Annotated in this window: 16 protein-coding genes and 1 pseudogene; all 17 read right to left on the reverse strand. The window is 62.3% G+C overall.

What is annotated here, in order from left to right:
- Positions 1-7 precede the first annotated feature (7 nt).
- The 17 genes and pseudogenes from F758_RS0127745 to F758_RS0127820 all read right to left on the reverse strand — a co-directional run bounded on the left by F758_RS0127745 (position 8) and on the right by F758_RS0127820 (position 18,685).
- On the reverse strand, positions 8-1,447 hold the full coding sequence (locus F758_RS0127745) for an extracellular solute-binding protein (protein WP_024510950.1): 1,440 nt from the start codon (positions 1,445-1,447) through the stop codon (positions 8-10).
- Positions 1,448-1,469: 22 nt separating this feature from the next.
- Positions 1,470-2,480 (reverse strand): sugar-binding transcriptional regulator, encoded by a 1,011-nt coding sequence (locus F758_RS0127750; protein WP_024510951.1) that lies wholly within the window; start codon positions 2,478-2,480, stop codon positions 1,470-1,472.
- A gap of 223 nt (positions 2,481-2,703) precedes the next feature.
- Entirely contained in the window at positions 2,704-3,993 is a 1,290-nt protein-coding gene (gene rhaI, locus F758_RS0127755; RefSeq protein WP_024510952.1) for an L-rhamnose catabolism isomerase, read from the reverse strand.
- 18 nt (positions 3,994-4,011) lie between these two features.
- Entirely contained in the window at positions 4,012-4,860 is an 849-nt protein-coding gene (locus F758_RS0127760; protein WP_024510953.1) for a TIGR01459 family HAD-type hydrolase, read from the reverse strand.
- The gene (locus F758_RS0127765; protein ID WP_024510954.1) at positions 4,860-6,134 is read right to left on the reverse strand and encodes an FGGY-family carbohydrate kinase; all 1,275 of its coding nucleotides are present in this window, start codon (positions 6,132-6,134) and stop codon (positions 4,860-4,862) included. The genes F758_RS0127760 and F758_RS0127765 overlap by 1 nt, the downstream gene beginning before the upstream one ends.
- A complete protein-coding gene (locus F758_RS0127770) occupies positions 6,134-7,195 on the reverse strand; it encodes a class II aldolase/adducin family protein (protein ID WP_024510955.1) in 1,062 nt (353 codons plus the stop codon). Before F758_RS0127770 ends, F758_RS0127765 begins: the two co-directional genes overlap by 1 nt.
- Before the next feature lie 90 nt (positions 7,196-7,285).
- Positions 7,286-8,392: an autoinducer 2 ABC transporter substrate-binding protein gene (locus F758_RS0127775; RefSeq protein WP_024510956.1), complete on the reverse strand. Its 1,107-nt coding sequence runs from the start codon at positions 8,390-8,392 to the stop codon at positions 7,286-7,288.
- Between the two features lie 60 nt (positions 8,393-8,452).
- The gene (locus tag F758_RS0127780; protein WP_349543423.1) at positions 8,453-9,340 is read right to left on the reverse strand and encodes an ABC transporter permease; all 888 of its coding nucleotides are present in this window, start codon (positions 9,338-9,340) and stop codon (positions 8,453-8,455) included.
- 65 nt (positions 9,341-9,405) lie between these two features.
- A complete protein-coding gene (locus F758_RS0127785) occupies positions 9,406-10,407 on the reverse strand; it encodes an ABC transporter permease (protein WP_024510958.1) in 1,002 nt (333 codons plus the stop codon).
- Positions 10,407-11,921 (reverse strand): sugar ABC transporter ATP-binding protein, encoded by a 1,515-nt coding sequence (locus F758_RS0127790; protein WP_024510959.1) that lies wholly within the window; start codon positions 11,919-11,921, stop codon positions 10,407-10,409. Before F758_RS0127790 ends, F758_RS0127785 begins: the two co-directional genes overlap by 1 nt.
- A 5-nt stretch (positions 11,922-11,926) precedes the next feature.
- A complete protein-coding gene (locus tag F758_RS0127795; protein WP_024510960.1) occupies positions 11,927-13,342 on the reverse strand; it encodes an FGGY-family carbohydrate kinase in 1,416 nt (471 codons plus the stop codon).
- The gene (locus F758_RS0127800; RefSeq protein ID WP_024510961.1) at positions 13,339-14,232 is read right to left on the reverse strand and encodes a sugar phosphate isomerase/epimerase family protein; all 894 of its coding nucleotides are present in this window, start codon (positions 14,230-14,232) and stop codon (positions 13,339-13,341) included. The genes F758_RS0127795 and F758_RS0127800 overlap by 4 nt, the downstream gene beginning before the upstream one ends.
- Before the next feature lie 66 nt (positions 14,233-14,298).
- Positions 14,299-15,237, reverse strand: coding sequence for an ABC transporter substrate-binding protein (locus tag F758_RS0127805; protein WP_024510962.1), 939 nt, complete (start codon positions 15,235-15,237; stop codon positions 14,299-14,301).
- Positions 15,238-15,379: 142 nt separating this feature from the next.
- Positions 15,380-16,375: an ABC transporter permease subunit gene (locus tag F758_RS0127810; protein ID WP_024510963.1), complete on the reverse strand. Its 996-nt coding sequence runs from the start codon at positions 16,373-16,375 to the stop codon at positions 15,380-15,382.
- Positions 16,372-17,286: a sugar ABC transporter ATP-binding protein gene (locus tag F758_RS53380; protein WP_502689184.1), complete on the reverse strand. Its 915-nt coding sequence runs from the start codon at positions 17,284-17,286 to the stop codon at positions 16,372-16,374. Before F758_RS53380 ends, F758_RS0127810 begins: the two co-directional genes overlap by 4 nt.
- A 102-nt stretch (positions 17,287-17,388) precedes the next feature.
- Positions 17,389-17,817 (reverse strand): annotated as a pseudogene (locus F758_RS53385) (ATP-binding cassette domain-containing protein); the annotation flags it as partial.
- A gap of 85 nt (positions 17,818-17,902) precedes the next feature.
- Complete coding sequence (locus tag F758_RS0127820; protein ID WP_024510965.1) at positions 17,903-18,685, reverse strand: DeoR/GlpR family DNA-binding transcription regulator; 783 nt, start codon at positions 18,683-18,685, stop codon at positions 17,903-17,905.
- Between the last annotated feature and the right edge of the window lie 182 nt (positions 18,686-18,867).

Genomic DNA, 18,867 nt, shown 5'->3' on the forward strand with positions numbered 1-18,867 from the left:
GGCTGCATCACCCGAGGCCGGCTTGCTTCAGCTGACGGTTGATGCTTTCGGCGAGTTTGTCGAGCCCTTCGTCGACGCTGACTTCCTTCGCGACCATCTTTTGCAGCGATGCGGCCCATTCGGTGGTCAGATCGAAGAACAGAGGTTGAGCCGTGAAATAGATCTTCGCGCCCGGTGAAGAGATATCGTATTGCTCGAGATAGCCGGGATAGGACTTGGCGATCCTGTCGCGGAAATCACTGTCCTTCCACACGGAGGTGCGCACCGGGTTGACGAAGTCCATCTTGCGTGCGCCGAACAGATCGTGCTCGGTCGATGCGGCCCATTGCATGAAGAGCCAGGCCGCGTCCTTCTGCTTGGAGAAACTCGACATTGCGAGCGACCAGATCCAGACATTGGGCGTCGGCGCTTTCGCCGCCGGATTGGCCGCAAATGGCGCGTAACCCAAATGTCCCCTCTCCTTGTTCTCGCCGCCGTTCATGAAATAGCCGAGGATGTCGGCATCGAAAATCATGCCGGAGGCGCCGGCGCCGAGATCGGTGCCGACCTGGTACCAGGTGTAGGTCGACCAGTTCTTGGGGCCGGACTGCTGAATCATCCTGACCCACTTTTCATGGAAGTCTTTCGATGCCTTGGTATTCATGGCGGCTTTCAGCTTGCCGCCCTCCATCACAAAATCCCTCTGGCCGAAATTCGAATAGGCCGACAGGAAACCGGGATGGATCGTGGCCCAGGAGCGCGAGCCGCGGACGCCGATCCCGTAAGGCCCGCCTGCATCCTTGGTGATCTTGGCCGCGACCTCGATCATGTCATCCATGTTCTTCGGCGGCTTCACGCCGACCTTGTCGAAGATGGCGCGATTGTAGGTCACGTTGTTGAGCTCAAAGCCCCACGGAATACACCACTGCTTGGCATTGCCCGAACCCAGCTCGGAACCAGCTTTACCGTCCCATGCCGTCGACGCGCGCAGGTTCGGCAGCACATCCTCCCAATTGAAAGCCGGATTGGTCTTTGCGGGGTCCTTGATGTAGTGATTGAGATCCTCGATCCAGCCGGCCGGACCGTAGGTCCAGGTCATGTACGCCCCGGTCATGAAGGCATCGTACTGGTCCGACTTCGAGGACAGAGCGGCCGTCACCTTGTCGAAATAGACGTCTTCGGGGAAGATGTCATAGGTGACGTTCATCCCGGTCAGGGTCTTGAACGCATCGAGGTCTGCAATCATCGCATCGACATAGGGATGCTTGTTCAAGAGCAGCTTGATGCTCTTGCCGCTGTAGACCTTCCAATTGAAATCCGCAGCCATCGCCTGCGAGACCGCGGAGACGAATGCGGCCTTTGCGGCGGCACCCGCAATACCTAGCTTGGCCGCGCCATCGAGCAGATCGCGGCGGCTGATGCGTTTGGCGGTGTAGGATTCGAACAGATTCTTTTCACGATCGTACATTCAGTCCTCCCTGCTTATGCGTCTACCTGCCCTTCCGGCTTCTTGCTCTGCCGGATGTCGTCTCCGGCTTTTGCGCAACGAGCGCCTGCGCGGTCGCTTCGTCGATAATAAGTCCGTGCAGCATGCTGCTACGCAGCACGGCACGCAGTGCTGTCACCTTGGCCAGCCCGCCGGCAATCGCGACAATGCGATGCTTCTTCAGATCGGCCGCGCTCATCGAAGTGGCGCGAGCCGACAGGTCGATGTCCAGCATGCGGCCGTCCTCGCTGAAGAAATGCCCAAGCAGGTCGGCGCAGGCGCCTACCCGCTTCAAATCGACCACCTCGTCGGGCTTGATCATGCCGCTCGACACCAGAAAGCCGTCGCGGCTGATCTGACCGATCCCGACGAACAGCAGCGAGGCCTTGCGCGCCAGCGCGAACACTTCGGCGATGCCGTATTGCTGCATGAGGACTGCGCGGTCGGCGACCGAATTCGCAAACACCGGAACCGGCAGCAGATAGGCTTCGGCGCCGGTCCGCTCGGCCAGCCGATGGATCACATCGAATGGATTGGCAGCAAACTTTCGCGTCAATCCGCCGAGCAGCGAGACGAATTGCACGTCGCGCGCCGGCGTCTGCGGCAACTGCTCCACCACGGCAGCGAGCGTGCGGCCGTGGCCGACGCCGATAACCTTGTCCTCGCCGCGCTCGAGGATCTGGCGCAGAAAGCTCGCGCCCTCGAGCGCCAGGGCCTTCAGCGGCAGCTCACCCTCGCCGAGATCAGGCGCAACGCGGCAGAAGGCCAGGCCATAGCGCTGCGCCAGCGTATTCTCCAGAGCGACGCATTCAGCCACCGGACCTTCGACGAAGACGCGGATCATGCCTTCGCGGCTTGCGCGCGCGATCAAGCGGTGCGCCTTGGTGCTCTGAATATTCAGCCGGTCCGCGACTTCCGACTGCGTCAGCCCGGCCGCGAAATAGAGCCAGGCCGCCCGCGTCGCAAGCGACGCTTCGCCATCGATCATCGGCAGCCTGTCGGAAGGTGCAGCCATGCTCGAAAAAGCCCGCTTGCAAATTTCTTCACCTGCTGCAAAAAATTGCAGAGGCAGTCGGGGTCGTCAAGCCCTTCTTCATGCTGCAGCGCAATTGTGCCGCAAGCTCTTGATTGGCGTCCGGTGACGTCGGAGCGGTGGCAATCCATGCGAGGCTCGTGGCGCGCGCCAGTTCGGCGCTGCGTTCTGGTCCGCCATGACCCCTCTTCTCAACCTCGGATGACTAGACGATACCGCCGCCACCGGCCGCAACGGCGGGGCGCTCGGAGGCGACCTTGCGGCGATAGCCGCTGGCGCGATAGGCAGCGACGGGATCGATGGCACCGCCCGTATTCAGGCGCGCCATTGCCAAGATCGGCTCGACGTCGGTGCGGTAAGCGGACTTCAATGTCTGCGTCGCCATCAGCGCGTCATTGGCCTCCTGGTACGCTTCAAGGGCATTCCGGTCGACCAAGAGCGCTTGCGCGTAGGCCCGCTGCACCTCGATTGCCGACAACATCAGGCTCTCGATCGGATCCGTGACGTTATGGCTCTGGTCGAGCATATGCGCCGGATCGAAGCCCTTTTTCTTGGACTGTTCCGCATCGACCAGTTCGTTGAAGACAAGGAACAGCCGGTAAGGATCGATCGAGCCTGCGTCCAGGTCGTCGTCGCCGTACTTCGAATCGTTGAAATGGAAACCGCCCAGCTTGCCGAACTGAACCAGGCGCGAAACAATCATTTCGATGTTGACGTTCGGCGCGTGATGACCAAGATCGACGAGGCAGTAGGCCTTATCGCCGAGCTCCTTCGCGATGATGTAGTTCGTCCCCCAATCTTGCACGACCGTCGAATAAAAAGCCGGTTCGTACATTTTGTGTTCGGTGAAGAGACGCCAATCGTCGGGCAACGCCGCGTAGACGGTCCGGACCGAGTCAAGATAGCGCTCGAACGCTCTTGCGAAATTCACCTGGCCCGGGAAATTCGAGCCGTCCCCGATCCAGATGGTCAGCGCCTTGGAGCCGAGCGTCCTGCCGATTTCGATGCATTCAAGATTGTGCTCGACCGCCTGCCGGCGCGTACCGGGATCGGCATGGGAGAGCGATCCGAACTTGTAGGAATGCTTCTGATCCTTCGCGTCGGAGAAGGTGTTCGAGTTCATCGCGTCGAACCCAAGGCCGTGACGCGATGCCGCCTGTTTCAAGCGCTTCGGATCGGCCTTGTCCCAGGGGATGTGTAACGACACCCTTGGCGTGGCGCGGGTCAATTGCTGAATGACAGCGCAATCCTCGATCTTGTCGAAGATATCGCGCGGCTCGCCGTCGCCGGGAAAACGGGCGAAGCGCGTTCCCCCCGTTCCGACGCCCCAGGACGGGATCGCCACGCCGAAGGCTTCGAGCTTCTTCAAAATGGCGTCGATATCGATGGCGCGGCGGTGTAGCTGCTCGCCGAGCGCCGCATAGTCCGTCCGCAGCGCCTTCTCGCGCTCCGCATTGCCTGCGGCAACAATATCGTCAGCGATGACATTTTCCATGCCAGCCTCCGGTATACTTCACCAAGTGAAAGCCGGGAGAAAATAGTCCGGTGCCGCGCCATGTCGTCGAAACAGCTCGGCCTTTTCAGCACGGGACAGTGTGTCGAGAATGCCGGTGCCGACAAGCACCGTTGGCAGGCCAGCCCTTCGCCCGCCGGCGATGTCATGCTCGATGCTATCGCCGACACAGGCCGTGCGGATGGCGGGCGGGTGGCCGAGCATCTCTACGGCGATTTGGTAGATCTCCGGAAACGGCTTGCCGATCCTCATCACGGGAGCCCCCATCTCGGCATAGACCTCTGCAATCCGTCCCGCGCCGAAGCGCGGCCCGACCTCCGTCAGCATGATCTTGTCGGGATTTGTGCATATGCACGTCACGTTGCGCGCAGCCGCTGGTTCCAGCAGCCGGCGGTAGTGATCCATATCGAAACGATCCCCCATGCTGCCGGACAGGAGCACGATATCGGCATCCGCCCCCGAATCCACGATTTCGAGCGGCAATCCCTCCACCGCAGAACGATCGCCTCCACGCGCCAAGAGGAGGCATTTCAGCGGCTCCGCCCCGCCCCGCTCCCTTAGCAGCCTGTCGAGCCGTTTCCAGGCAACCTCTCCCGACGACAGGAAATAATCCCAGCTGCCGATCTGGAAGCCGAGCCGCAGCAGCCGCTGCTCGTTGGGAGCGGACCGGCGTCCGGAATTCGACAGAACCAGGATCGTTTTGCCGGCCCGCTTCAGCATGACGAGCGCGTCAACCGCGCCGGGATAAGGCCGCATGCCGTCATGCAGCACACCGAATTGGTCCACGATAAAGCAGTCGAACAGGTCGACAAGGTCCTGAATGCCCCGAGATGAGCGGGTATTATGCATCAGACAATCCCGGCCTCGCGCGCGCCCGCAAGCGCGAGCCGGGCGGCACCGGCCGCGGCCTCTCCCGAGGCTGCGGCCAGGAATGGCACGCCCAGCAGGCGCCGACGAATGCTTGTCCAATGCGGATTGGCCGAGCCGCCGCCGACGCTGCGCACGGATTTGAGCTTTGGCGCACCAAACTCCTCGAGGCGTTGATAACCGAGCTGCTCGATCGCGGCGATGCCTTCGAGCAGGCCCTTGAGAAATTCGCCCTCTTCTGCGGGACGCGGCTCAAGGCGTGGCGGCAGCGATGGATCCATGATCGGAAATCGCTCGCCTGGCGACAGCAGAGGATAGTAGTCGAGGCCGCTCGGCCGAGACGGATCGATGGTTGCCGACAGGCGCCGCAGACTGTCCGGATCGAAGAAATGCGCCAACACTTTGCCCCCTGTGTTGGAAGCTCCGCCCGCGAGCCACATGCCGAGGATGTGGTGGCTATAGATGCCAAACTCGGGCGCGAAGATCGGTGCGCTCGAGAGCAGCTTGAGGGTGAGTGACGAGCCAAGCGCGCTGACGCCGTCGCCAGGCTCGCTTGCACCTGTCGCCAGAAAGGACGCGCAGCCATCCGTCGTACCGGCGACGATGCGAACGTCCGATGGCAGCCGGAACTGGTCGGCCGCCGCGGCCTGGATGTTTCCGATCACGGCGCCGGGCGCAAGCACCCTGGGAAGAAATTCCGGCTTCAGCCCCGTGCCGGCAATCCACCCCGGCCAGCGGCCAGCGACCGGATCGTAGCCGGACTTCAGCGCATTGTTTTCGTCCGTCACATCGAAACGGCCCGACAACCTTCCGGCAATCCAGTCCGCCTGATGCAAGAGCTTGGCAACGCCGGGCACGAGCTGAAAAAACAGCATCTTCGCCAAGCCGGATGTGGGGCCATGTGCTGCGCTCTCCGGCGGCATCAGCGGTGCGATGCGAGCCAGCAGGCCGGCATCCGCGACCTTATCGTTGTACATCAGCGGCGCAGCCAGCGGCCGGCCCGTCGAGTCGACGGGAAGCACCGTGCCGGACGTGCCGTCGACGGCCATGGCGCGAACCTCGCTGTTGTCGATCGCCTCCATGCAGCCGCGAATGCTGCGCGCGACAGCCGCCCACCAGATGTCCGGATCGAGATGATTGTCGCCAAAGTCGGACAAGGAGGAAGTCGACTGGGCGACTATCCTGCTCGTCGCATCCATGGCAACAGCGCGCGCGCCCGACGAGCCGATGTCGATGCCGATGACAACCGCTGACATCAGGAGACATCCCGGATCGCTGATGACGCTATGGCGTCCAGGTTCTGCCGATACTTTTCCGCATCCCAGTCGGTCAGCTCGAGATTCTCCTCGCTGGTCAGATAGCGGAGAGGCGCACCTTCGGGCACGCGTGCAGTGACGTCGGCGAGGCACCTTGCCATCGCATCCGCGCCCGCTGTCGCATCCCGGCGCATCAGCACCCCCTTGCCGGGAAAGAGAATCTCCACCGGCGCCATCCCGAGACGAGCGACGACATCGTCCGCTGTCTCGCCGGCCGTTGCGGCAACGGACCCCATGCCCAGAAAAATAACGTGATCGGGATAAAGGCTTCCTCCGATCGCAATCGCTGTGCTGCCCGTATCCATCGCGACGGCATGTGCGGCGGCATCTGCCGGAAGCCGGTAGTTGTTGCCTGCCAGCTTCGACAGTGCCCCCTCATCACCGGCGGGCGCCGGGCGTGCGTCCTGCTTCAGCAACTGCTTCACCTGCGACAGCAGAGCCGCGGCATCGGCGACCGTCTCCGCCCCAATGACCAGCCCGTGATTGCCGAGGATGATGACATCGGGGCGATCGCGACGGTGTTCGGCGATACCGAGCGCCAGAGGTAGTCCCGGCCGTCGATATGGCACATAAGCCCAGTTCGATCCGCACAGCCTGTCTTGCAGGATCGGCATCGCATCCTCGCGAACAGCCAAGGCGATGGTGTCGACGCAATGGACATGCGCGACAACGCGGTGCGGCATCAGAGCGTGAACCGTGGTCTCGATGGATGGACGCAGGCCGGATGGATTTTGGTCGGTGAGGACGAAGAGCTGGGCCTGTTCGGCCTCCGGTTGCGCGTTCGCAACGGCGTCGAGCAGTGGCGCCATCTGCACCGGGACCATGATGTCCCGCTCCCGCGCATGCGCGAGCCAGGTGCCCGACGCCTTGATCCAGAGCGTATCGCCTTCCTTGAGCGAGGTATTGCCGCCGGCGGCCTGGGTCAGCAGCAGGTCGGCGCCGATGCGCGCGGAAAAGTCGCGCAACGCCTGGAGTTCCGCACGCAAATCTGAAGGCTTCATGGATTGAGTCATCGATATGTCATACGCCGCTTCGGCGGCCATCTACGGCACTTGCGGGAGGAGACGCATGTCGCGTCTCCTCCGTTTCGATCAGAAATCGAAGTTGTTGATGTTGTCCTTGGTGAAGACAGTCGGCGAACCGAGCAGCACTTCCGAACCATTGATAACCTTGAGCTCGCCCAGCCTGCCGGCCTTCACCGATGTCGCGCCTGGCTGCAGCGTGCCGTCCGCAACGGCGCGCAGAACATAGGCCGCAGCGTAGCCGAGATCGACCGGGTTCCACAGCACCACCGACTTCACGCAGCCGGACGAAACATAGGGTTTCATCGCGTTCGGGGTCGCCAGGCCGACGACGGCGACCTGACCGCACTTCTTCGCTTGCGTCACCGCATCGGCGGCGGCGGGCGTCGCGACGGATGTCATGCCGAAGATGCCCTTCAATTCATCGCCATACTTGTTGATGAGCGTGTTGGACTGGTTGAAGGACAAAATGTTGTCTTCCTGTGCCTCAACTGTTTCCAGCCACTTCATCTTGGGGTGGCATTTCTTCTGATAGGCGGCCATCTCGGCGATCCAGCGCGCCTGGTTCGGCGTGGTGAAGGTCGAGGTCACGATGGCGAAAGCCCCCTCCTCGCCGATCTCGGCGGCCATCGAATCCACCATCGTCTTGGCGATGCCGTTGAACTCGGCCTGGTTGACGAACCACTGACGTGCGCCCGGCTCGGAGTTGGCGTCATAGCCGACGACGTTGATGCCCGCCTGCAGTGCCTTCTTAAGCACGGGCGAGATCGCCACCGGATCGTTCGCAGCGAAAAGGATGCCGTCGACACCGCTGGTGATGTAGTTGTCGATCAGCGTGATCTGGTCGTCTATGTTTGCCTTGCTCGGACCGTCGGTCTTGGCCTTCATCGTGCCCATTTCCTTGGCCGCGTCCGCGATACCCTTGGATGTCGCGTTGAAGTATCCGATCCCGACCAGCTTTGGCACGTCGACGACATTGAGCGTCTTGCCCTTGCGGTCGGGAGCTTTGCTCGGCTGGCCACCATCATATGGCTTCGGCGCGGCCTTCGCCGGTGTCGCATCGCAGGCTAGCGGATTGGTCGGCAGGTCGTCGCCGCCGGTCCAGGGCGAAGCAGCATGACCAAGGCCGGTCGACAACGATAGCGCGAGCAGCGCGGACAGAAGTGTTCTACCCATTTTTTTCCTCCAGTGTTGTCCGGTCACTTCATGCGGCAATGAGCGACGACGTTCTCCGAGCTATCGAGGGCCGCTTCTCTCGAAAAGGTTGCTGGCCAGGATCGCCAGGATCAGGACTGCGCCGATCAGCATGATTGTGCCGTCGCCTTTGACTCCGGCAAGCAACAGACCATTCTTGAGCGCCTGGATCAGGCAGAGCCCGATAACCGTACCAAGAACGGTACCTCGCCCGCCGAAGATCGACGTGCCGCCAAGGACGACTGCCGTGATGGCGTCGAGTTCGATGCCGGTGCCCATGTCAGAGCGGGTTGTCGAGACACGTGAAACGAAAATCACGGCTGCCACCGCGGCGGTGAAACCTGATGCGGTGTAGAGGGCGAGCTTGGTCCCCTCGACGGAAAGACCGGAAAACCGTGCTGTAACCTCGTTGGAGCCGATGACATACACGGTTCGACCATAGCGCGTGTAGGCAAGGAGGATGGAAGCCGTAACCGCGGCCAGGAGCAGGATCCAGAGCTGCGTCGGCACGCCTAACACGGATCCTTGACCCAGCACGTAAAACCACTCCGGATAGCCGCGCACCGAACGTGCCTGACTGATGCCTTCCGCCAGGCCGCGATAGAGCGCCAGCGTGGCCAGCGTGGCGATCAGCGGCGGCACCTTGAAGCGTGTGATAATGATCCCGTTGACCAGGCCGGCGATGGTGCCGACGGCGATTGCCGCGACGGCGGTCACAGATAAAGGCAAGCCGACGTTCTGCCAGAACACGCCCGTCAGGATCGCTGAAAGGCCGAGGATCGAGCCGACCGAAAGGTCGATGCCGCCCGTCGCGATGACAAAGGTCATGGCGATCGCAATCAGACCCGTCTCGGTCATCAGGCGGCCCTGGTTCAGCAGATTCTGCACCGTTAAGAACTTGTCCGACTGTAGCGACAGGACAACCAACACCAGCGCCAACAGCAGTGCCAGCAGGGTTTCGTGGCGGATGAAGGATCGAAGCGTCATCATCCCTCTCAAGTGCTGCGCTGGCGGCGCAGCATGTCCGCCAGCACGGTCGCCAGGATCAGCAGGCCGATGACCGCGCGGAACCAATAGGCCGAGACATTGGTGAAGATCAGCGCCGATCCGATCGCCGCGAAGAGGATCGCCGCCAGCGTGGAGCCGACGACCGTTCCGCTACCTCCCAGGATCGAGGCGCCTCCGATGACCGCTGCCGTGATGATGGTCAGTTCCAGGTTTGGCGGCACGGTGGACTGGATCACCTGAAGCTGTGTGGCGAAGAGGATCGTCGCTAGCCCTGCAAAGAACCCGTGGATGATGAAAACCGCCACGGTGCGCCGCTCGGCCGGGATGCCGCTGGCAACCGCGGCCTCGGGATTCCCGCCGAGCGCATAGAGCGATCGTCCAAAGGCGAAATAACGCATCCAGGCCGCGGCAGCGAGCGTCAGTACCACCATTGCTATCAGCGGCACGGGAACGCCAAGAAGCCTCTTCTGCGCGATCAGAAAATCAGGCGGCAGGTTGGATATCCAGGTCCCGCCAGTGACGCTGATAAGGCCGCCGCGCAGGATGGACAATGCCCCGAGTGTCACCACGATCGAGGGGATTTTGGCGTAGGCGACGAGCACGCCGATGACCGCGTTGATGGCCATGCCGACCAGCACCGGGAGGAACCACGCCACCCAGATCGGATAGCCGGCGACCGCGAGCGTGCCCGAAATCGTCGCCAACACGCCGATCAGTGCACCCACGGAAACGTCGATGTTGCCCGTGATGATGACCATCGACATGCCGATCGCAGCCACCGCGATATAGGCGTTTCCAGCGAAGATCGAGGTCAGGTTGTTGGCACTGACGAAGCGCGGGTTGATCATCGTGACAACGACGAAGAGAGTGATGATCGCAGCGAACACCACGACCTCCTGTCCATAGTCCGACATCAGGCGTTTCAGGACGCCAGAGCGCCGATTCCGCTGCAAACGGGCTGACGACAGCTCGACCCCTGTCACGGCCATCACGCAGCCTCCGCCGATCTTGGCGCGGTCATCGCGGCCCCGACGCGCTCGGGCGTCGCCTCGGCGCGGTCGAGCACATCCGTGATCCTTCCGTCGCTCATCACCAGCACCCGGTCGCTCATGCCGAGCACTTCAGGCAGTTCGCTAGAGATCATCAGAATGGCCACGCCCTGCTTCACGAGCTCGCCCATGACCAAATGGATCTCCGACTTCGCCCCGACGTCGACGCCGCGGGTCGGCTCATCCAGAATGAGGATGCGCGGGTTCGTCTGCAGCCATTTGGCAATCACGACTTTCTGCTGGTTGCCGCCGGAAAGCTGCGCAACGGGCTGGTCGATATTCCGGCAGCGAATGCCGAGGCGTTTGACTGCGGCCATGGCACGCGAGGCCTCTTCGCGCGCCCTGAGGAACATGCCGCTCGACACCTTCTCGAGCGTCGCCATGGTCACGTTTTTGCGAATCGTCATGGGCTTGACCAGTCCCTGCAGACCACGGTCTTCGGGCACATAGGCGATCCCGAGATCGCGCGCCTGCAACGGCGATCTGATCGACACCGGCCTGCCGTCGAGCAAAATCTCCCCGGACGTCGCGGGCGTCATGCCGAAGAGCGTCAGCGCCAGCTCTGTTCGACCTGAACCGACAAGACCGGCTACGCCAAGAACCTCACCTTTGCGCAGTCCAAAGGATATGTCGCGGACATGCCGGCCGTGATTGAGGTTCTTCACCTCCAGCACCGTTTCGCCGATCGGGACATCCAGCTTGGGGAACAGACTCTCGATCGAGCGTCCGACCATGAGCGCGACGAGCCCGGCTTCGTCGACGTCGCCGACATCCCTGGTCGCCACGAAGGCACCGTCGCGCAGCACCGTGACGCGGTCGGCCAGCGCAAAGATCTCGGACATGCGGTGGCTGACATAGATGATGCCAACACCGCGGGCGCGCAACTGGCGTACGATATCCATGAGCCGGCGCACGTCGGCCTCGACCAGCGAGGCCGTCGGCTCGTCCATGATCAGCACGCGCGCGTTCTTCGACAGCGCCTTGGCGATCTCCACGCGCTGGCGCTGGGCGACCGAAAGCGACAGCACCTTGTCATCGACGTCGAGATCGTGAGTGTCAAGCGAATCGAGCAGTTCACGTGTGCGCGAACGCACCTCAGCCCAATCGATGATGCCCATCGACGTGCGCGGGTAGTTGCCGAGAAACACGTTCTCGGCGACCGAGAGCTCGGGAAAAAGCAGCAGCTCCTGATAGACAGTCGCGATGCCCGCGGCCGTGGCATCGCGGGGCGAAGCGAACTTCACGTTCTTTCCGTCAATGATGATCGTGCCGGTATCGGGCGTGTAGAGGCCTGACAGAATCTTGATCAGCGTCGACTTGCCCGCGCCGTTCTCGCCGAGCAGCGCATGCACCTCGCCCGGACGCACGTCGAAACTGACGTCCTTGAGCACCCTCACGCCGGCGAAGGCCTTGGAGATGCCGCTCAACGTCACAAAGGCGGGCGTGTCAGCCATTCCGCTTACTCCAGTCCTGCCGCGTGGCGCGCCCTTGCCCGCGCCGCGCTCGCGAGATCACGCCACCGATCGCGATACACCTCAAGCCCGGCGATGCCGCTCGCGGCGACAGGCACGGTCTCGTCCTTGAACGGAAACGAGCCTCGCGCCTTGAAGGCGAGCGCAGCAGCGCCCGTGGCGGATCCCTCGCTCATGGTGCTGCGTACGACCGCCTGCGTGGAGCGGAGCTGCGCCAGCATGGAAGTGTAGAGCTCGATCTTCGCCAACCCGCCATCGACCACCACCTTGTTGGTCGAGCGGATCAGGTCGAGCGACAAGTCCGTCATCATCACGACATAGAGCGCGGCAACCGCGGCGCGCTCCTCGCCCGCGACCTCGCCGCCCACGATCTCGCCCTTGACCTCCGGGAACGGACCGCCGGCAGCCCATGACGGCAACGCGAACACGCCGCGCGCCATCACCGCCTGAACTGCGGCTTGGCCGATCGGCTTGCTCCAGCCGCCGCTGATCAGGTCGTATTCACGGCCGCCCATGAAGCGCAACGATGGCGCCGGCTCGCCGTTGACGGTCACATTGGAGAGCATGTCGCGCTCCTCGTCGAGCGCGCCCAGCGGACAATCGAGATTGATGATGATGACCCATGTTCCGGTCGAGACGATCGTAAAATGCTCGAGCCCGGTCATGCGGTAGTAGGCGAGCGCCGAATTGGAGTCATGCACTCCATTGTGCACGTCGATAGTTGTCTCCGATCCGTCATTGAGGCGCACGGTCGCCTGGCCAACGATAGTGCCAGAGGGGACGATCGCAGGGAACTTGGACCGCCATCCGAGACGATCGACGAGAGAGCTGTAGTCGCGCTTCAGCGGCGCCCAGAGCTGGTTATGCGCGCCGAGATAGGAATATTCAGAGAGATGCCGGCCTGTGAACCGCCAGATCCAGTATTGCGGATAGCACAGGATCGACTCGGTCTCGGCGAAGGCCTGCGGCTCCTCCTCCTCGAGCCAGAAGATGTGGCGTGCGATACAAAACCCCAACGGCAGATGCGGCGTGTAGGTTTCGGAAAAGTCGGGCAGGATCGGAGCGATTTTTGCGGCAACCGCGTCGGGAATCTCCTGCTCGTAATCGAGAATTGGATGCAGCAACCTGTCCTGCCCCTGCACAAGTGCAAAGGTGCAGCCATGAGCTGAGATCATAAGCCCGGTGACCCCGTGCTTGGACACCACATCCGTCAATTCGCGGTGCATCCAGCGGAAGAAATGCTGCTCGTCCAGCACCGCCCTCCCTTTGTAGGAGCCCCAAACCGGCTTGGCGCGCCGCTCATCCAGAACCGCGCCATCCGGCGCAAAGACAAACAGCTTGGAGTTCGTCTTCCCGAGATCGAAAACAGCGAGCGGACCGTGTTGCGATACAGGTCTGGTCACGGCCTGTGTTCCGCTTTGACGAGCTCGCTCTTCCGGCGCGCCGTCTCCATGCCGACCTCGATGAAACGCCGGGCATGCCTGGCAAGGTCCCTGTTGTCAGACCAGAGATTGCGCCAGATCGCCGTCCTCCGCGACAGGTTCTGATCGACGATTTCCGAGGAGAAGGATTCGAAGGTGATGTCCTTCGAATAGCCGATGTCAATGAGGGCGTCGAACACGGACGGCCAGTCGATGCTGCCGGTACCGAGATAGCCGCGATGGCTTTCGCCAATGTGGAAATAGCCGATCTTGTCCCCGGCATGCCGTATCGCGAGCGCCACATCGGCCTCCTCGATATTCATGTGGAAGGTGTCAAGATGCAGGAAGATGTTGTCCGACCCCGAGGTCTCAATATAGGCGAGGCCCTGGGCCGCCGTGTTGAGCAGGTTACATTCGAAGCGGTTGACAGTCTCCACATTCAGCGAGACGCCGGCCCGCTTGGCCCTCTCCGCGACTTCTGCCAGCGTATGTGCGCTGCGATTCCATCCGTCCGCCGTAGGCATGTCGGTTTGCAGGCCGTGGCTTGTCTGCAGGATGCCGGCGAGCGTCCTTCCGCCGACATCTCGGGTCAGCGCGACCATGCGATCGAGAATGCCAACACCGCGCGCGACAACGTCCTTGTCGGCACTGGAAATATCGCCGTCAGCCGGCAGCCCGATGCTGGTCGCGACGCCGAGCCCGAGCGAGGCGATCCGCTTGGCGAGCCGATCGACGTCGACACTGGCCGGATCGAGATATGAGAATTCGATCAGGTCGAAACCTGCCTCTTTGGTGCTCTCCAGCGTGCGGTCCAACGCAGCTTGATCCGAGCTGGCCGACCAGACAAAGGAATGGATGCCCACATGTGCCATGGCGCTGCTCCCCATTGAGATCAGAACGCCCGGCCGCCGTGGCGCGGCCGGGCCCGTTGAGGCGAGTTAGCGGGCTGCAGTCCAGCCTTTGTAGTCCTTGAGGTTTTCGGCCGTAATCAGCTTCGGATCGAGCAGAACGGTCGACTCGGCCGGCTTCTTGCCGGCAAGAACCTCCGCCGCCATGTTGAGCGACTGTCCGGCCATGACATACGGATCCTGCGAGGCCGAGGCCTTGATCAGCGACTTGCCGCTGGCGAACTCCTTCTCGATGTCGGGCGCGCCATCGACCGCCGTGATGATGAACTCCTTGCGGTTGAGCTGGCGAGCGGCAAGCTGCGCGCCGATCGCCGTCGGATCGTTGATGGCGAAGACCGCATCGATCTTGTCGAAACGGGTCAGCAGGGCCTGAAAGACCTTTAAGCCGCCGTCACGCGAGCCTTCCGCATTCTGATCGTCCGACAGGATCTTGATGTCGGGATACTTGGAGAGCAGCTTCTTGCAGCCCTGCACGCGGTCGAGGATGGACGACGAGGCCGGGCCGTTGAGGATGATATAGTTGCCCTTGCCGCCCGTCCGCTCGACCAGATACTGGCAGGCCTCCTCGCCCGCCTTGACATTGTTGGTCATCACCGTGACGTCGGCGCCCGGCGCCGAGACGTCGAATGCAGCGACGACAATGCCGGCCGCCTGCGCCTTCTTGACCGCCGGCGCAATGGCCTTCGCGTCGACGGCGTTCAGCATGATCACGTCGACGCCGGCGGCGATGAAGTTGTCGACCTGTGAGACTTGCTTGTTGAGGTCATAGTCCGCGGACACGGACGTGACCTGGACCTTCGGGTTGATCTTCTTGGCGGCGTCCTCGATGCCCTTGATGGTGGCGACGAAGAACGGATTGCCGAGCAGGCCAACCGAGATGCCAACCTTGTTGAGTTCCTTGGCGGATGCCGGAGCAAACGCGATCGACGCCAGGGCGGTGGCGCAGAGCAGTCTGGTGATGCACTTCATTCATTTCCTCCCATGGTGCCGCACCTGTCGCGGTGCGTTGTGTAAAACCTGACCAGTGCTGATCGCTTCGCAAGTCCGTACAGAGCTCGCCACGAATGCAACGAAGTTGCAAAGCAGGCATTAGCCGGCGCATTGAGGTCGATCATGTCCGCGCTCCCGCCTGGAGGCGATAGCGGTCGAGGGCGACCGCAACGATGATGACCAATCCTTTGATAATGTACTGCCAGATGTCGGAGATACCGGCGAGGATGAGTCCGTTGGACAGCACAGCAATGATCAGACCGCCGACAAGCGTGCCCCAGATCGAGCCGACGCCGCCGACAAAGCTGGTGCCGCCGAGAATCACGGCCGCGATGGCGTCGAGTTCATAGGACTGGCCGAGCTGAAGTCCGTTTGCGGCATAGAGTCGGGCCGCCGACAACGCGCCACCGAGACCTGCCAGCAGGCCGGAGACACCGTAGACGAAGAGCAGAACCAACGGCACCTTAATGCCGGTGAGCCGCGCGGCCTCCGCGTTGCCGCCGACCGCATAGATCCAGGTTCCGAGCACCGTGCGCGTGAGCACGAGCCAGGAGATGATGACGACCGAGAGCGCGATGATGACGAGCCAGGGGATCTCGAGGAAAGTTCCGTTGCCCAGGAAGTCGAAAGGCAAGGAGGAATTGAAGACGGTTGTGTCGTTGCCGAGCAAGCGCGCAATGCCGCGCACGGCCGTCAGCGAGCCCAAGGTGACGATAAAGGGTGGCAACTTGACATAAGCGACGAGGACCCCGTTGACGAGACCAAAGCAGAGGCCGACCAGAATGGCAGCCGGCACGCCGAGCATGCCGATGTCGGGCATCAGCGAGACGATGACGGCGACCATGGCCGAGGCCGCCAGTACGGAGCCGACCGACAGATCGATTCCGCCGGTGAGGATGACAAAAGTCATGCCGGCCGCCAGCACGATGTTGATCGACGACTGCTGCATGACGATCAATAGGTTGGTATCCGTCATGAAGCGCGGATTGATGAGCTGAAAGCCGACGGCCAGCAGCACCAGGATCGGCAGCATGCCCAAGGCGGCAAAAGCCGTCTGGAAACGCGCCTGACGCAGACTCGCTATCGGAGCGGTCGATGTCGTCGCTCTATCACTCATGTTGCCGATGCTCCGGTCGCAAGCTCCATGATCGCTTCTTGACTGATCGGCTTGCATTCGCGGGCAGCCACCTCGCCGACGATTGCGCCGTCGCGCATCACCAGCGCCCGGTCAGCGACGCCGACGACTTCGGGCAGTTCGCTGGAGATCATCAGGATCGCGATGCCGCTCTTGGCGAGGTCGTCGATGATGCGGTAGATCTCGGACTTGGCGCCGACATCAACGCCGCGCGTCGGTTCGTCCAAGATGACGATCTTCGGTTTCGTCTCCAACAGGCGGGCGAGAAGCACCTTCTGCTGGTTGCCGCCGGACAGCGATCCGACATTCACCTTGGTCGACTTGGTACGGATGGACAGATTTGACACCGCCTGCGCGGCGCGCCTGTCTCCCACCGCATAATTGCGCCAACCGAACCGGTTCGCATCGCGCGACAGCACACCCATGTTGACATTGTCTGCGACCGACATGTCGAGAAAGAGGCCGAGCTCCTTGCGGTCTTCGGTCAGATAAGTGATCCCCGCGTTCAGTGCGGCTGCGGGTGAGGAAATGTCGATCGGCTTGCCGTCGAGTTCCAACGAACCCGCCGTCTTGCGATCAGCGCCGAAGATTAGCCGCGCCAGCTCCGTGCGGCCCGAGCCAACAAGCCCCGAAAGCGCGAGAACCTCGCCTTCATGCAAATCGAAGGAACAGTCCCGCACCAGCACGCCGTCGGACATGCCACGGACCGTCAGGGCGACCGGACGGCGCGCGCCGGGCGGGCGATGCTCCTTTTTGTAGAAAGCCGAGAGGTCGCGCCCGACCATCATCGACACCAACGCCGAGGCGCTGAGCTCGCTGCGCTCCAATGTGCCGACATAACCGCCGTCGCGGAGCACGCTGACGCGGTCGGCGAGCTCGTACACCTCGTCCATGCGGTGACTGATGTAGATGATGGCGATGCCTTGCGCCTTCAGGCCGACAACGACCTCGAACAGCCGGTCGGTTTCGCGCGATGTGAGGGATGTCGTCGGCTCGTCCAGCACGATGATCCGCGCATCGGTCGACAACGCGCGCGCAATCTCGACGAGCTGGCGCTCGCCGAGCGACAGCCGCGCCACCTTGGTGCGCGGCGAAAAGGAAACGCCCAAGCGCTCGAGGATCGCCTCGGCGCGGGCCACCATCTTGCCAGCGTCCACAATGCCGAAACGCCGGGGCTCGTTGCCTAGGAAAATGTTCTGCGCGACGGTGAGGTTGGGCGCCAGCGACAGTTCCTGATAGATCACGGCGACGCCATTCGCCCGCGCCCTGATCGGATCTCCTGTTACCACCGGCTTTCCGTCAATGAGGATCTCACCGCCCGGATCGGGCCGGCAGGCCCCCGACAGCACTTTCATCAAGGTCGATTTGCCAGCACCGTTCTCTCCCATCAGCGCATGCAGCTCGCCGGGAAATACGGTCAGGGAAACGCTCTTGAGCGCCTGCACCGGGCCGAACGTCTTGCTGATATCGCGCATGTCCAGCATGGGTGTCGGCTTGGCGCTGAGCATGTCAGGCGTCCTGTCCTGTCGCCCGCGCGATGCGCACGTTGACCCCGGCGTTCTCCAGCATGCGGGCGGCGGCGTCGCTCAGCGCCTCATCCGTAATCACCGTGCCGACGCGTGACAGCGGCAGCGAGACATTGCGCGCATGGATCGAGAATTTCCGGCTGTCGGCCAGCACGATGATCTGGTCGGCGTTCTGACTGAGCTCGATGATCGAACGCACCATCAGCGGGTGCGATTCCAGAAGGCCCTCGGCGGCAATGCCCTGGGCGCCGACGAAATATTTCGACGCATAGAACTGCGGCGGATGATGCGGCGAATAAATCACCCTCGGCTCACGGTGCAGATCGCCCCCGGCAACTGTCAGGCTGCAGCGCCCGTGGTCGCCAAGATAGCCGGCCAGCGGCATGGAATTGGTGAACAGCCGGATGTTACGGTCAGCGAGCTTCACGCCGAGGTGGAAACAGGTCGAGCCGCCATTGACGATCACCGCTTCGCCGTCTTGCACCATGGTGGCCGCGAGTTCGGCGATCTGCCTTTTGGCTTCCACCGCCAGGTCGCGGTTCTCGTCGTAAGGACGCGCAAAGGCCGTGCCCGCTTTCGATGCCACGTCGAGTGCCGAAACACCGCCGTAGACCTTACGCGCGCTGCCTAGCTCGTCGATCTTGTCGATATCGCGCCGGACAGTCGCTGCCGAAACGCCAAGGCGCTCCTGCAATTCGCGCACCGACGCGAACGGGCGATCGCGCAGCAGTTCTACGATCAGCCGCTGACGGACCAAATCGTTCAATGATTTCCTCCCGGCGCGCTTCAGCGCCTTGATCTAACTTACGCACGATAGAGCAGAGCGCAAGCACATTTTGATCGAACGCGATCATGTGCGGTGCAAGATGGTCATATTACATCTTTTTATGATTGACTTTTATCGTTGGCGACCGTGAATGGATCGCGCCCCACCGTCGGTGCCGCATA

Origin of the sequence: Bradyrhizobium sp. ARR65, assembly GCF_000472385.1 — a bacterium.
Classification (GTDB): domain Bacteria; phylum Pseudomonadota; class Alphaproteobacteria; order Rhizobiales; family Xanthobacteraceae; genus Bradyrhizobium.

Bases quoted from the DNA above. Each gene is read 5' to 3' on its own strand.
- F758_RS0127745 (WP_024510950.1), bottom strand. From the start codon at position 1,447: ATGTACGATCGTGAAAAGAATCTGTTCGAATCCTACACCGCCAAACGC.
- F758_RS0127750 (WP_024510951.1), bottom strand. From the start codon at position 2,480: ATGGCTGCACCTTCCGACAGGCTGCCGATGATCGATGGCGAAGCGTCG.
- rhaI (WP_024510952.1), bottom strand. From the start codon at position 3,993: ATGGAAAATGTCATCGCTGACGATATTGTTGCCGCAGGCAATGCGGAG.
- F758_RS0127760 (WP_024510953.1), bottom strand. From the start codon at position 4,860: ATGCATAATACCCGCTCATCTCGGGGCATTCAGGACCTTGTCGACCTG.
- F758_RS0127765 (WP_024510954.1), bottom strand. From the start codon at position 6,134: ATGTCAGCGGTTGTCATCGGCATCGACATCGGCTCGTCGGGCGCGCGC.
- F758_RS0127770 (WP_024510955.1), bottom strand. From the start codon at position 7,195: ATGAAGCCTTCAGATTTGCGTGCGGAACTCCAGGCGTTGCGCGACTTT.
- F758_RS0127775 (WP_024510956.1), bottom strand. From the start codon at position 8,392: ATGGGTAGAACACTTCTGTCCGCGCTGCTCGCGCTATCGTTGTCGACC.
- F758_RS0127785 (WP_024510958.1), bottom strand. From the start codon at position 10,407: ATGGCCGTGACAGGGGTCGAGCTGTCGTCAGCCCGTTTGCAGCGGAAT.
- F758_RS0127790 (WP_024510959.1), bottom strand. From the start codon at position 11,921: ATGGCTGACACGCCCGCCTTTGTGACGTTGAGCGGCATCTCCAAGGCC.
- F758_RS0127800 (WP_024510961.1), bottom strand. From the start codon at position 14,232: ATGGCACATGTGGGCATCCATTCCTTTGTCTGGTCGGCCAGCTCGGAT.
- F758_RS0127805 (WP_024510962.1), bottom strand. From the start codon at position 15,237: ATGAAGTGCATCACCAGACTGCTCTGCGCCACCGCCCTGGCGTCGATC.
- F758_RS0127810 (WP_024510963.1), bottom strand. From the start codon at position 16,375: ATGAGTGATAGAGCGACGACATCGACCGCTCCGATAGCGAGTCTGCGT.
- F758_RS53380 (WP_502689184.1), bottom strand. From the start codon at position 17,286: ATGGACGAGGTGTACGAGCTCGCCGACCGCGTCAGCGTGCTCCGCGAC.